Source organism: Tsukamurella serpentis, assembly GCF_054780975.1.
In genome coordinates this window covers 325,797-338,990 of the sequence record NZ_BAAGVH010000003.1, presented here as the reverse complement: position 1 = coordinate 338,990, position 13,194 = coordinate 325,797, and the positions used below count along the sequence as shown (strand labels likewise).

Annotated in this window: 15 protein-coding genes and 1 pseudogene; 8 read left to right on the top strand and 8 right to left on the bottom strand. The window is 70.7% G+C overall.

Going from position 1 to position 13,194, the window contains the following annotated elements; translation table 11 throughout:
• Positions 1 to 2 precede the first annotated feature (2 nt).
• Both ACYVHG_RS09855 and ACYVHG_RS09850 read right to left on the bottom strand, forming a co-directional pair.
• Positions 3 to 491 (bottom strand): PTS sugar transporter subunit IIA, encoded by a 489-nt coding sequence (locus ACYVHG_RS09855; protein ID WP_461167258.1) that lies wholly within the window; start codon positions 489 to 491, stop codon positions 3 to 5.
• Entirely contained in the window at positions 488 to 715 is a 228-nt protein-coding gene (locus ACYVHG_RS09850) for a PTS transporter subunit EIIB (protein WP_461167257.1), read from the bottom strand. Before ACYVHG_RS09850 ends, ACYVHG_RS09855 begins: the two co-directional genes overlap by 4 nt.
• Positions 716 to 883: 168 nt before the next feature.
• Here ACYVHG_RS09850 and ACYVHG_RS09845 point away from each other — a divergent pair, with 168 nt between their 5' ends.
• The 5 genes from ACYVHG_RS09845 to ACYVHG_RS09825 all read left to right on the top strand — a co-directional run bounded on the left by ACYVHG_RS09845 (position 884) and on the right by ACYVHG_RS09825 (position 5,778).
• Positions 884 to 2,038, top strand: coding sequence for a PTS transporter subunit EIIC (locus tag ACYVHG_RS09845; protein WP_461167643.1), 1,155 nt, complete (start codon positions 884 to 886; stop codon positions 2,036 to 2,038).
• Entirely contained in the window at positions 2,035 to 3,207 is a 1,173-nt protein-coding gene (locus tag ACYVHG_RS09840) for an N-acetylglucosamine-6-phosphate deacetylase (RefSeq protein ID WP_461167256.1), read from the top strand. The genes ACYVHG_RS09845 and ACYVHG_RS09840 overlap by 4 nt, the downstream gene beginning before the upstream one ends.
• An 84-nt stretch (positions 3,208 to 3,291) precedes the next feature.
• Complete coding sequence (locus ACYVHG_RS09835) at positions 3,292 to 3,663, top strand: ArsR/SmtB family transcription factor (protein WP_461167642.1); 372 nt, start codon at positions 3,292 to 3,294, stop codon at positions 3,661 to 3,663.
• On the top strand, positions 3,660 to 4,154 hold the full coding sequence (locus tag ACYVHG_RS09830; RefSeq protein WP_461167255.1) for an SRPBCC family protein: 495 nt from the start codon (positions 3,660 to 3,662) through the stop codon (positions 4,152 to 4,154). The genes ACYVHG_RS09835 and ACYVHG_RS09830 overlap by 4 nt, the downstream gene beginning before the upstream one ends.
• 10 nt (positions 4,155 to 4,164) lie before the next feature.
• Complete coding sequence (locus ACYVHG_RS09825) at positions 4,165 to 5,778, top strand: adenylate/guanylate cyclase domain-containing protein (protein WP_461167254.1); 1,614 nt, start codon at positions 4,165 to 4,167, stop codon at positions 5,776 to 5,778.
• On the opposite strand, the gene ACYVHG_RS09820 is transcribed toward ACYVHG_RS09825, so the two are convergent.
• From ACYVHG_RS09820 to ACYVHG_RS09810, 3 genes and pseudogenes are all read right to left on the bottom strand, one after another.
• Positions 5,685 to 6,248, bottom strand: coding sequence for a GNAT family N-acetyltransferase (locus ACYVHG_RS09820; protein ID WP_461167253.1), 564 nt, complete (start codon positions 6,246 to 6,248; stop codon positions 5,685 to 5,687). The genes ACYVHG_RS09825 and ACYVHG_RS09820 overlap by 94 nt on opposite strands.
• Before the next feature lie 8 nt (positions 6,249 to 6,256).
• Positions 6,257 to 6,601 (bottom strand): annotated as a pseudogene (locus ACYVHG_RS09815) (RNA-binding S4 domain-containing protein); the annotation flags it as partial.
• 3 nt (positions 6,602 to 6,604) lie between these two features.
• A complete protein-coding gene (locus ACYVHG_RS09810; protein ID WP_461167252.1) occupies positions 6,605 to 6,817 on the bottom strand; it encodes a hypothetical protein in 213 nt (70 codons plus the stop codon).
• A 40-nt stretch (positions 6,818 to 6,857) separates the two neighbouring features.
• On the opposite strand from ACYVHG_RS09810, the gene ACYVHG_RS09805 reads away from it, so the two are divergent.
• The 3 genes from ACYVHG_RS09805 to ACYVHG_RS09795 are packed head-to-tail and all read left to right on the top strand — an operon-like array spanning position 6,858 to position 9,402.
• Entirely contained in the window at positions 6,858 to 7,310 is a 453-nt protein-coding gene (locus ACYVHG_RS09805; RefSeq protein WP_461167251.1) for a SixA phosphatase family protein, read from the top strand.
• Positions 7,311 to 7,319: 9 nt separating this feature from the next.
• Complete coding sequence (locus tag ACYVHG_RS09800) at positions 7,320 to 7,751, top strand: SixA phosphatase family protein (RefSeq protein WP_461167250.1); 432 nt, start codon at positions 7,320 to 7,322, stop codon at positions 7,749 to 7,751.
• 10 nt (positions 7,752 to 7,761) lie between these two features.
• Positions 7,762 to 9,402 (top strand): dihydroxyacetone kinase family protein, encoded by a 1,641-nt coding sequence (locus ACYVHG_RS09795; protein WP_461167249.1) that lies wholly within the window; start codon positions 7,762 to 7,764, stop codon positions 9,400 to 9,402.
• Between the two features lie 16 nt (positions 9,403 to 9,418).
• On the opposite strand, the gene ACYVHG_RS09790 is transcribed toward ACYVHG_RS09795, so the two are convergent.
• The 3 genes from ACYVHG_RS09790 to ACYVHG_RS09780 all read right to left on the bottom strand — a co-directional run bounded on the left by ACYVHG_RS09790 (position 9,419) and on the right by ACYVHG_RS09780 (position 13,069).
• Positions 9,419 to 10,828, bottom strand: coding sequence for an acyltransferase (locus ACYVHG_RS09790; protein WP_461167248.1), 1,410 nt, complete (start codon positions 10,826 to 10,828; stop codon positions 9,419 to 9,421).
• A gap of 160 nt (positions 10,829 to 10,988) precedes the next feature.
• The gene (locus ACYVHG_RS09785) at positions 10,989 to 11,717 is read right to left on the bottom strand and encodes an SDR family oxidoreductase (protein ID WP_461167247.1); all 729 of its coding nucleotides are present in this window, start codon (positions 11,715 to 11,717) and stop codon (positions 10,989 to 10,991) included.
• A complete protein-coding gene (locus ACYVHG_RS09780; RefSeq protein WP_461167246.1) occupies positions 11,714 to 13,069 on the bottom strand; it encodes an MFS transporter in 1,356 nt (451 codons plus the stop codon). The genes ACYVHG_RS09785 and ACYVHG_RS09780 overlap by 4 nt, the downstream gene beginning before the upstream one ends.
• Positions 13,070 to 13,194 lie beyond the last annotated feature (125 nt).

Sequence of the window (13,194 nt, the reverse complement as noted above, 5' to 3'; positions counted from 1 at the left end):
GGTCAGGAGATGGTAAAGACCTGCTCACCCGCGGTGACCTCCCGCTGAACCGGGTCGGCGACCGACCCCGACGCGGAGTCGACCACCACTACCGGACAGATCAGGCTGCGCCCGCTGCCGCGGATCACCTCCGGGGAGAACGCGATCAGCGGTTCGCCCGCGCTCACCCGGGTGTTCACGCCGACCAGCGGCCGCAGGCCCGCGCCGCGCAGCGTGACCGTCTCGACGCCGACGTGCACCAGGACGGCGGCACCGTCGTCGGTGCGCAGGACCGCGGCGTGCGGGTGGACGGTGACCACGGTCCCGGTCACCGGCGCCAGCACCTGCAGTTCAACGGGTGGGACGGTGGGAGAGACGACGGGGGAGACGGCGGGCGGGAGGACAGGGTCGATCGCCACTCCGGAGCCGAGCAGTTGCCCGGCGAAGACGTTGTCCGGGACCGCCGAGAGCGGCAACAGTCGGCCGCTCACCGGGGCCAGCACAGCTGTCACAGTAGATCCTGGATGCGCTCGGCCAGCGACTCCGCGGACGGCCCGACCACCACCTGCACCGCGTGGCCGGTCACCCGGGCTCCGTAGCTGAGCTCGGCCAGGGCGCCGGTGTTCACCCGGCCCGGGTCCACGACGGTGCAGCGCAGCCGGGTGATACAACCCTCGATCTCGTCGATGTTGTCCGCACCGCCGAGCCCGTCGACGATCTCACGCGCCTTCGACATACCGCTGTCCCTCCCCGCGGTCAGGAGAACTCACCCCACCTGGCATAACCTGGCGTCAGCCTAGTTCACCGGCCATCGACGGGAGCACCATTGGGTTCCGCATCCGGATCCGGCAGATCAGTACAGCGACTCGACCTGAGCGGCCTGCAGAAACTCGGGCGCAGCCTGATGCTGCCGATCGCGGTGCTGCCCGCGGCGGGTCTGCTGCTGCGCCTGGGCCAGGACGATCTGCTCGGCCGGTGGTCGACGGTGGCCGCGGTGGTCGGTGGTGCCGGGAACGCGCTGATCAGCAACCTGCCGCTGCTGTTCGCCGTCGGCATCGCGATCGGCTGGGCCAAGAAGGCGGACGGTTCCACCGCGCTCGCCGCAGTGGTGGGGTACCTGTCGTTCCAGGCGGTGGAGAAGGCGATGTCGCCGGTCGTGCTGGCCGGCCGGATGGACGGCACGGGACAACCGGCGGTGGTCCAGTACGGAGTGCTCGGCGGCATCGTGATCGGGTTGCTGTCCGCAGTCCTGTGGCAACGCTTCCACCGCACCGAGCTGCCCGATTACATCGGCTTCTTCTCCGGCCGGCGGCTGGTGCCGATCCTCACCGCGGCCGGTTCGGTGGCGGTCGGGGTGGTGATGTCGCTGATCTACCCGTTCGTCGACGCTGCGCTCACCGGCCTCGGCCAGTGGGTGGGTGGGCACCAGATGATCGGCGGCGGCGTCTTCGGCACCGTCAACCGGCTACTGGTGCCCCTGGGCCTGCACCACATCAGCAACTCGGTGGTGCTGTTCGTGATCGGCGAGTACACCACCGCGGACGGGACCGTGGTCACCGGTGACGTCGCCCGGTTCCTGCAGGGAGATCCCACCGCGGGCACGTTCATGACCGGATTCTTCCCGATCATGATGTTCGGCCTGCCCGCGGCGGCGCTGGCGATCTACCGCACCGCCAAACCGCACAACCGCAGGACGATCGGCGGGATCATGCTGTCGGTGGCTCTGACCAGCTTCGTCACCGGGATCACCGAGCCGCTGGAGTTCATGTTCATCTACATCGCGTGGCCGCTGCTGATCGTGCACGCATTGCTGACCGGCAGTTCCCTGCTGATCGCGAACTGGCTCGACATCCACCACGGTTTCATCTTCTCGGCAGGCCTGATCGATTACGTGCTCAACTTCGGCCGGGCGCAACACCCGCTGTGGTTGATCGTCCTGGGTCTGGCCTACGCCGTGATCTACTACTTCACGTTCTCGTTCGTCATCCGCCGGTGGAATCTGCGCACACCCGGCCGCGAGGACGACACCCCCGACGAGCCCGAGAAGGCGGCAGCATGACCGAGATCCTCCGCGGCACCGTCGTCACCGGGTCGGGGACGATCGACGACGGGATCGTGGTGATCGACGGCGACCGCCTGGCCGAGGTCGGTCCGGCTGGTCCGGGGACGCCGACGCCCCCGTCGGACCGGGTGTACCTGCCCGGCATGATCGACGTGCACTGTCACGGCGGCGGCGGTTTCGGCTTCCCCGATTCCGACGTCGACGGTGCCCGCGCCGCCGCGGGGTACCACCTGCGGCGCGGGACCACGACTCTGCTCGGCTCGCTGGTCTCCGCACCGCCGCAGCGGCTGCTGGAACGGATCGCGACGCTGTCCCCACTGGTCGACGACGGCACCGTCGCCGGACTGCACCTGGAGGGGCCGTTCCTGGCGCAGGCGGTGTGCGGCGCCCAGGACCCGCGGTTCATCATCGACGGCGATCCCGCGCTGCTGCGCACCCTGCTCGACGCCGCCGGCGGGCGGATCGCGTCGATGACCCTGGCCGCGGAGACCCCGCACTTCGCCGAGCTGGCCGCGATGCTCAGCGCCGCCGGGGCGGTGGTCTCGGTGGGCCACACGGCCGGTGATTTCGGCACCGTCGTCGCCGCGCTGGACGCTCCCACCGGCCCGGTGAGCGTGACCCACCTGTTCAACGGGATGCACCCGATGCACCACCGCTTCCCGGGGGCGGTCGGCGCCTCGCTGACCGTCGCCGGACGGGGCGGGGCCGTGGTGGAGCTGGTCGGCGACGGGGTGCACCTGGCGCCCGGCACCGTGGCGATGGTCTTCGCCACCGTCGGCGCCGATCACGTCGCCTTCGTCTCCGATGCCATGCAGGCGGCCGGGATGCCGGACGGCCGCTACACCCTCGGGTCGTTGCAGGTGGTCGTCGACGACGGGGTGGCGCGGCTGATCCCGGCCAGCGGAGAGCCGGGGGCGATCGCCGGCGGCACCTGCTCGGCACTGGAGGTGCTGGTGCGGGCGGTGCAGCACTCCGGAGTACCGCTGCCCGACGCGGTGCGCGCCGGGGCGTGCACCCCGGCGCGGCTGCTCGGGCTCGCCGACCGCGGCGACCTGGCCGCCGGACTGCGCGCCGACGTGCTGGAACTGGGCCCGGACCTGACTCTGCACCGGGTGATCCGGGGCGGCGTGCCGATCACCGCCGCCGGAACCGGCACCGCGACCTAGTTCAACCGAAGGGTTGAACAATCCCGGGATCAGGCGTACCGTCGTATTCAACAAACCGGTTGAACAACGAGGAGGTGACGAACCATCACCGAAACGGACGAGCTGTCCAAGGCCTTCGCCGCTCTCGCGGACCCGATCCGGCGTGACATCGTCGCCCGGCTCGCGGACGGCGACGCCACCCTCACCGAGATCGCGCAGCGGTACCAGGTGAGCATCCAGGCGGTGTCCAAACACCTCACGGTGCTGCAGAACGCCGGCCTGATCAGCAGGACCCAGCGCGCTCAGTCCCGTCCGGCCCACCTCGAAGCAGAGGTCTTCGACCTGATGAACGGGTGGATCGAGCGGTACCGGCGGCGCGCCGAACAGCGCTACCGGCGACTGGACTCCGTGCTGGAACAGATGAACCGCACCCCGCCGGACGGGGACCACCCACACCAGGAAGGCACGCCATCATGAGCTCCACCGACGAGGCCCGCATCGAGGCCTCCACCACTGTTCCCTCGATCACCATCACCCGCGATTTCACCGCCACCGTCGCGCAGGTGCATCGCGCGCACACCGACCCGGAGATCTACGCCCGCTGGATCGGCCCCGCCGACATCGGCACCGAGATCGTGCACTGGGACGCCCGCACCGGCGGAAGCTGGGCCTTCAAGAACGTGCGCGACGGTGAGGCCGGCCGCGAGGAGTACTCGTTCCACGGCAGTTTCCACGACGTCACCGCAAACCGGATCGTGCAGACCTTCACCTTCGACGGCATGCCCGAGGCGGTCTCGCTGGAGACGCTGACCTTCGAGGACCTCGGCGGCGGCCGCACCCGGCTCCGCGCCACCTCGGTGGTGGACAGCTTCGAGAGCCGGGACGCAATGCTGGCCAGCGGAATGGAGAAGGGCATCGTCGACGGCTACGCCAAGCTGGACGGCCTGCTGGCCTCCGGCGCGCTGTAGTTTCCTCTCCATGAGGTTGCCCGGGCTGCGCGCCGACTACGGATCCGTCCTACTCGGATCCGCCCAGGACAGCACCCGCACCACCCGGGTCCGGATCCAGCTGGTGATCACCATCGGCGTGACCATGGCCAACCTGATCGGCGTGGGCCTGGCCATCGCGCTGACCGTGGTCGGCATCCCCGAACCGAGCATCCCGTGGGACCACTGGTGGATGAACTTCCTGGTGGTCCCGCTGTACATCAGCACCGCCTTCGTCCTCGGCGGCGTGGTCGGCACCGCCTCCCTGGTGCGTTCGCTGCGCTGGTCCATCCGGGAGGAGGAACCGACCGCGGCGCAGGCGCACGCCGCCCTCGCCGGACCGTGGCGGCTGACCACGCTGCAGGCGCTGCTGTGGGGCGTCGGGACGGTGGTGATGGGCGTCGGGTACGGGATCATCTCCCCGGTGCTGATCGCGAAGGTCACCCTGGTCACCGGGCTGGCCGGGCTGGTGGTGTGCGCGATCGCCTATCAGATCACCGAGTTCGCGCTGCGGCCCGCAACGGCCAAGGCGCTCGAGGCGGGCTACCGCGCCCCGCGCCGGGGGCGGCTGCGCACCCGGGCCGCCACCGCCTGGGCGATCGGCTCCGGCGCCCCGATCCTGGGAATCGCGCTGGTCGTGCTGCTGGGCACCTTCCGCGACGAGACGACCAAGTTCGACATGTTCGTCGCGGTCACCGCGCTCTGCGCGATCGCCCTGCTCACCGGACTGCTGCTGACCTTCCTCAACATCGACTCCCTGGTGGCTCCGCTGCGGGTGCTGGGCCGCGCGGTGCGCCGGGTCCGGGACGGCGAGACCGATGTCTCGGTGCGCATCTTCGACGGCTCGGACATGGGCGAATTGCAGGCCGGTTTCAACGCGATGACCGCCGGGCTGGCCGAACGCGAGCAACTGCGGGACCTGTTCGGCCGGCACGTGGGCCGCGAGGTCGCCGAAGCGGCGCTCGGGCTGGGGGTCCAGCTCGGCGGCTCGGAGCAGGTGGTGGGGGTGCTCTTCGTGGACGTCGTCGGATCCACCGAGATCGCCCGGCAGCGTCCGGCCACCGAGGTGGTGGAGCTGCTGAACCGGTTCTTCGAGGTGATCGTGACCGCGGTCGAGGAGTGCGACGGGCTGGTCAACAAGTTCGAGGGCGATGCCGTGCTCGCCGTCTTCGGTGCGCCGCTGCCGCATGCGGACCCGGCCGGTGGTGCGCTGCGCGCCGCCCGGCTGATCGCGGACCGGCTGCCCGCCGCAGTGCCCGACCTGCGGGCCGGGGTGGGCGTGTCCTACGGCGTGGTGGTCGCCGGCAACGTCGGCGCCATCGAACGCTACGAGTTCACCGTGATCGGTGACCCGGTCAACGAGTCCGCCCGGCTCTCCGAGGTCGCCAAACGCGACACCTCCCTACCGGTGGCGTCCGAGGCCGCGGTGATGGGCGCCCGGGAGGCGGAATCGGCACTGTGGCGCTTCACCGACGAGCAGGAACTGCGCGGGCGCGGTACCGGAACCCGGCTCTACTCCCCCAGCAGCAGTACGTCGTCGACGAAGACCGTCTCCCCCACCGCGAACCTGCGGACCCCGGCCCCGACGAATCCGGACTTGGCGTAGAACCGCTTCGCGCGCGCGTTGTCGGCGTTCACACCCAGCCACACCGGCCGGCCCGCGGCGTCCGCACGCACCGCGGCCAGCAGTGCCCGCGCCACCGCACCGCCGTGGTGATCGGGATCGACGTACAGCTTGGACAGGTAGGCCGACGGCGCGCCGTGCACCGCGGGCGGCCCCTCGGCGTGCACCCCGTGCAGGACCAGCGCGTACCCCACCGGGCCGGCGGCGCCGTCGGCCACGAAGACCCGGTGGTCCGGGCTGCGCAGGTGCCGGGCGAATTCGGCTTCGCTGAGCTGCTCGGCGATGAAGGTCTCGATGTGCTCGCGCGGCAGTCCCGGCGGGCAGGCCAGCGGGAAGGTGCGGGCCGCCAGCGCCGCGATCGCCCCGGCGTCAGCGGGGCCGGCCGGCCGCACCGCCCGCCACGGCTGCTGCGCCTGCTCGGTCCGTGCCGGCTCGGTCCGGGGTTCGGTCACTGCCGCCCCAGCAGCCGGTCGGTCTCGCGGCGCTCGCGTTTGGTGGGACGACCCGCGCCCCGGTCCCGCTGCGGCATGGACAGCACGATCTCCCGCGGGGGCGGCGGCGGACTGTGGTCGAGGTAGCAGGTGGCGGCCACCGGCGCACCGACCCGCTTCGGGATCAGCGTCGCGACCTCGACGATGCGTTCACGGCCACCGATCCGCAGCCGGACCTCGTCACCGACCACCACGTGCTGCGCGGGTTTGGCGGTCGCCCCGTTCACCCGCACGTGCCCGCCGCGGCACGCGGAGGCCGCGAGCGAGCGGGTCTTGGTCAGCCGCACCGCCCACAGCCAGGCGTCCACCCGCACCGGTCACCGCCGGCGCAGCAGCCGGGACAGCCCGACCGCGCCGAGCACCCCGAAGGCGACCAACAGCAGCAGACCCACGCCCGCGCCACCGGCCGACCAGCCGATCGCCACGATCACCACGGCGGGCGCCGCCAGCCCCGCCACGATCCCCGGATGCTGCTTGACCACATCCAGCGCCGCCTGCCGGCGAGCGGGATCGATCTCTTTTCCAGCCATGCCACCAATGTACGCACCCTCGAAGGGGCAAGATCGAACCATGACGGTGCTGGCACTGATGCGACACGGGGAGGCGGGGATGTCGATCCCCGACCACGACCGCCCGATCACCGAGACCGGCCGCGCGCAGGCCCGCCGCACCGCCCAGTGGCTCACCGATCAGGGCCTGGTGCCCACGCACGCACTGGTGTCCGGGGCGCGGCGCACCGTCGAGACCTTCCACGCCACGGGTCTGGCCTGCCCGATGACCGCCACCGATCAGCTCTACCAGTGCCGGGGCCGGCGGATCCTGGACGAGATCAACGGCCTGCCCGGTGATGTGCCGGTACTGCTGGTGGTGGCGCACCACCCGGGGCTGCCGGACGCCGTCGCCGAGCTGGACCCGGCCGGTGCGCCGGCCGGGTTCGCACCGGGCACCGTCGTGCTGCTGGACCTCGACGACGGTCCCGCGGCGCCCGGTTCGGGCAGGTTGCGATCGTCGTTCACCCCGTAGACTGCCGCTATGGACACGCTGATCCTGCTGCGGCACGGAAAGTCCGCGTACCCGGACAAGGTCGACGACCACGACCGGCCGCTGGCGCCGCGCGGGGTCCGGCAGGCCGCGCTGGCGGGTAAGGCGATCCGGCGGTTCGGCCACACCGTCGATCTGGTGCTGTGCTCGACCGCCGAGCGGGCGGTGCAGACCCTCGCGCAGGCCGCGGTCGACGCGCCGGTGCGGTCCATCCCCGATCTGTACGGCGCCTCCGGCGAGCAGATCCTCAAGATCGTCGACGCCGAACGCGGTGACGCGCGAACGGTGCTGGTCCTCGGCCACGATCCCGGCCTCGCCGAAGCCGCCCGGATCCTCGACCCCACGTTCACCTTCGCCAAGTTCCCCACCTCGGCGTTCACCGTCATCGAGGACGGCCACGCGGAGTTGCACATTCCTCGCTAACGTCGACGGCGTGACTCCCCGCGCCCGCTTCGAGAACTCCCCGACCTCCCTGCTCACCGACGGCCTGCGGGGCATCCTCGCCGCGCACCCCGACGCCGCCTGGCACGACGCCGGATTCGTCGCCCGCCGCAACCCCCGCACCTCCGGTGTGGCGCTGGTCTCCGGCGGCGGCTCCGGCCACGAACCGCTGCACGTGGGAATGGTCGGCGCCGGGATGCTCGACGCCGCCTGCCCCGGCCTGATCTTCACCTCCCCCAATGCGATCGCGATCGCCGCCGCGACCCGCGCCGTGGACACCGGCGCCGGGGTGCTGCACATCGTCAAGAACTACACCGGTGACGTGATGAACTTCGCCGTCGCCCGGCGCCTGGCCGCCGACCACGGTGACGGCCCCGCGACGGTGACCGAGACGGTCCTGATCGACGACGACGTCGCCACCGAACACACCGACGGTCCCGGGCGGCGCGGCACCGCGGCGGTGGTCGTGGTGGAGAAGGTGTGCGGCGCGGCCGCCGAACAGGGCCGCGACCTGGCCTCGGTGGCCGCGGTGGGCCGACGCGCGGCCGCGCGAGCCCGGTCGATGGCGGTCTCGGTGAGCGGTTGCGGAGTGCCGGGCGCGCCGCAGCCGTCGTTCCGGCTCGCTCACGGCGACATGGCGTTCGGTGTGGGCATCCACGGTGAGCGGGCTCCGCAGGAGTTGCCGGTGGCGTCGGCGGAGGAGATCGTCACCGAGCTGCTGACCCGGATCCTGCCCGGCACCGGACTGGTCGCCGGCGGCCGGGCACTGGTGGTGGTCAACAATCTGGGCGCGGTCACCGATCTGGAACTCGGCACCGTCTTCGCCGAAGCGGTCAAGCAACTCGCCGAACGCGGGATCGAGGTGACCCGGTCGCTGCTGGGCCGGTTCGTGACCGCCCTGGACATGACCGGTTTCTCGGTGACCGTGGTCGCCCTCGACGACGAGCTGATCCGGCTGTGGGACGCACCCGCGCACGCCCCGGGCTGGCCGGGCGCGGCGGGCGCGCCGTCGCACCTGGACCGGCTGTCGCAGGCCCGGCCCGCCGACGCCGCCGATTCCGGCGCGCCGAACCGGTGGCTCTCGGACTTCGTGGGCCGGGTGCAGGGCTCGATCGACGAGCTCACCGATCTGGACCGGCGGGCCGGTGACGGTGATTTCGGGACCAACATGGCGGCGGCGCTGGGGCACTTCACGCTGCCCCTGCGCGGCAGCGACGCCGAGGTGCTCCGTGCGCTCGCCACCTCGTACCTGGTGCGCTCGGGCGGCACCTCCGGTGCGGTCTTCGGGACCTTCTTCACCGAGCTGGCCCGGGCCGCCCGCTCCGACCGCGGTGACTCCGCAGATCTCGCGGCCGGAGTGCGGGCCGGACTGGACGCGGTGGTCGAACTGGGCGGCGCGCGGGTGGGCGATAAGACGGTGGTCGACGCACTGGCACCGGCGGCCGAGGTCCTCGACGCCGGGGGAACAGTGGCGGAGGCCGCGCGCGCCGCGGCGGACGGGGTGGCCGCCACCGCGGGACTGACCGCGTCCCGGGGCCGGGCGAGCTACCTCGGCGACAGTGTGCGCGGGGTGCCCGATCCGGGGGCGCTGGTGATGTCCTGGCTGTTCGAGGCCGCCGCGGACGAGCCCTGACCGACCTCCCCGGACATCACGGCCGCGCACCGGCCGGGCCGGCGAACACCGTCCGGCCCAGCAGTTGCCACAGCAGGGCCGCCGCACCGAAGAAGATCGACAGCGCACCGGCCGGGACGTCGAGCACCCAGTACGCGAGCGCGCCGAGCACGATCATCGCGATGCCGATCCCGATCGCATCGCGCAGGCTCTGCCGCGCCATCGGGAGCATCGTGCGTCCGGTGGTCCACAGACTCAGCGGGCTGCGGCGCAGCACCTCGGTGACCGCCACCGTCAGCACGACGGTGACCGCGAAGGCGACGGCGGTCACGATGGGCGCGTACACCTCGTACCGGAAACGCTGAATGGTGGGCGCGAGTTCCTGCAAGACGAAGCCGTGCACCAGGAAGATGCCGAAGGAACGGTCCGAGGCGGTCTTGAGGAAGACGTCCCAGAACGAGCCCGGGGTGCGGTGATCGGCCCACACGGTCCCGGCGGCGTACAGCGCCAGGATGATCGCGATGAACATCGCGGTGGCGTACGGGCGGAAGACGTTGGCCGCATCGGTCGGGAACAGCCCGTCCATGCTGACCTTGGAGCCGTAGATGATCAGGGTGACCATCATCACCGCGAGCGCGAGCGCGATCACCCGGCCGCGCACCCGCCGGATGAAGGCGCGAGCGCCCTCGATGTGCATCGCCGCGATGCAGCCGAGCAGGGTGAAGAACTGGTACGGCAGCAGCGTCGCCGGCAGGTGGTTCCACAGCGTGGAGAGCAGTCCGTAGTTGAAGATCTGCGGCCGCGCGGTGGTCATGTAGTGCAGCAGCACCAGGTGGAAGGCGAGGCTTCCGGCCAGCAGGTAGCGGTGGTAGCCCCAGGTCCAGCGGAGGAACTTCAACAGCAGCGGGAAGATCAGATACACCTGCATGGTCACGAAGACGAAGTACAGGTGGTACCAGGCGTCACCGGTGAGCAGGTCGTAGCCGAGCACCTTCACCGCATCCCAGGTCGATTCCCAGGTGGTGAAGGTGCGGGTGATGTTCCCGAAGGCCGGCGGCCACATGATGTACATGTGGTACAGCCAGTAGAAGACGGTCCAGGTCAGGAACGGTAGGCCCACGGCCTTGTAGCGGCGGCGCCAGAAGTCGACGGCGTCGAGCTTGCGGTCCCGGTACTGGTACACCAGAACGAATCCGGTGAGCGCGAAGAAGGCGTTCCGGGTGTAGTGGAAGACGGTCTGCACCGCGTTGGAGGCGACGCTGAACGGGAACGTGGTCCCGGAGACGCAGTGGTCGAAGATGACGCCCGCGAAGGTGACGATGCGGACGATGTCCAGCTCGAACAGGTGGCCGGTAATGCGTCCGGGTCGCCCGGACTGCGCCGGCTCGGCGGACGCGCCGGTGTCGTTCGTGGCGGAAGGATCCGCGTCGGCGCCGCCTCGGCTCATCGTTCGTCCCACCACCGGTCAACAATCCTCAACTACTGCACGACCCTCATCGACACGGCCCACCGTGCGGCCCTGTCGTACGGTATCGGGTCACGCGGCGGTGCTCCAAGTCAGACGCGCGGCCCACCGGGAACCCGGTGGACCGCGCGCGGATCGGTCTTCAGTTGGCGGTCCAGCCACCGTCCATGGTGTACGAGGCGCCCGTCACCATCGCCGCCTCCGGGCTGCACAGCCAGGCCACGAGCCCCGCCACCTCGTCCGGCTCGATCAGCCTCTTGATCGCCGGGCGGGCCAGGAACACCTCGTCGGTGACCTGCTGCTCGGTGATGCCGTGCGCGGCGGCCTGCTCGGCGATCTGCGCGGCCACCAGCGCGGTGCGCACGTAGCCGGGGTTGACGCAGTTGCTGGTCACGCCGTGCGGTCCGGCCTCCAGTGCGGTCACCTTCGACAGGCCCTCCACCCCGTGCTTGGCCGCGACGTACGCCGACTTGTACTTCGAGGCCCGCAGCCCGTGCACCGAGGAGACGTGCACGATCCGGCCGAAGCCCCGCTGGTACATCCCCGGCAGCACGGCCCGGGTCAGCAGGAACGGCGCCTCCAGCATCAGGGTGATGATCCGGTGGAAGTGCGCCGGATCGAAGTCCTCGATCGGGGCCACGTGCTGCACCCCGGCGTTGCTCACCAGCAGATCGGCGTCGACGCTCAGTTCGGCCAGCGCCGCGGTGTCGGTGAGGTCCAGTTCCAGGGCGCTGCCGCCGATCCGCCCGGCGAGCTCGGCGGCCGCACCACCGTCCCGGTCGACGACGGTGACCTCGGCCCCGTCGGCGGCGAGCCGGCGTGCGACGGCCGCCCCGATCCCGGAGGCCCCACCGGTGACCAGTGCCCTCACGCGGTGACCTCGGCGCGCTTGGCCAGGGCGGCACGATCCTCGGCGTCGATCGCGGCCAGGCTGATCCCCTTGGTCTCACGGACGAAGAAGACCGCGATGAAGGTGATCCCGCAGGCGATCGCCAGGTACACCGCGACCGGCACCGACGAGTGGAAGTCCTTGAGCAGTGCGGTGGCGATGATCGGGGCCAGTGAGCCGGCCGCGATCGAGGTGACCTGCGCGGCGAGCGAGACGCCGGAGTACCGCATCCGGGTCGGGAAGGACTCGGCCATGATGGCCGGCTGGGGTGCGTACATCAGGGCGTGGAAGACCAGGCCAATGGTGACCGCGGTGACCACGATCGCGCCGTGTCCGGTGTCGAACATCGGGAAGGCGAAGAAGCCCCAGGTCGCGGCGAGTGCGGCACCGGCCCAGTACACCGGGCGCCGGCCCACACGGTCGGCGAGTCCGCCGACCAGCGGCATCACCGCGAAGTGCACCACGTGCGCGATGAGCAGCCAGAGCAGGATGTCGGAGGTGTCCATCTTCACCACGGTCTTGAGGTAGGTGATGGAGAAGGTGACCACCAGGTAGTAGAAGATGTTCTCGCCGAAGCGCAGGCCCATCGCCGAGAGCACGCCGCGGGGGTAGCGCCGCAGCACCTCCAGCACACCGTAGGAGACGGCCTTCTCGTGCTCGATCTCCTGCTGCGCCTGCTGGAACAGCGGCGACTCGTCGACCTGAGTGCGGATGTAGTAGCCGACCAGCACGATCACCGCGGACAGCCAGAACGCGATGCGCCAGCCCCAGGCCAGGAAGTCGTCGTCGGAGAGGGTGTTGGTCAGGATCAGCAGGACGACGGTGGCCGCCAGGTTGCCGCCCGGCACGCCGGCCTGCGGCCAGGAGGCCCAGAATCCGCGGGAGCGGTCGGGGCTGTGCTCGGCCACCAGCAGCACCGCGCCGCCCCATTCGCCGCCCACCGCGAAGCCCTGGATGAAGCGCAGCAGCACCAGCGCCGCCGGCGCCCAGTAGCCGATCTGGTTGAACGTGGGCAGGCAGCCCATCAGGAAGGTGGCCACGCCGACCATGAGGATCGAGACCTGCAGCAGCTTCTTGCGTCCGAGCCGGTCACCGAGGTGACCGAAGACGATCCCGCCGATCGGGCGGGCGGCGAAGCCCACGGCATAGGTGACGAAGGCCGCGATGATGGCGTCGTACTCACTGGCGCCGGCCTTGAAGAAGATCTTGTTGAACACCACCGTGGCGGCGATGCCGTAGAGGAAGAACTCGTACCACTCGACGACCGTTCCGGCCATCGACGCGGCCACGATCTTGCGCAGCCCCCGGGGCTGTTCGAGGTCGGTGTGCGCCATTGAAGACTCCTACTGCTTTCTTGTGCCATCTGTCACGGCCGTGGTGCGGTGTGACGTGCATCATGTTCCGGAGCAGTATGTATGGATAAAATCGCAGACACAATGACCATGACCGCGGATCGGAT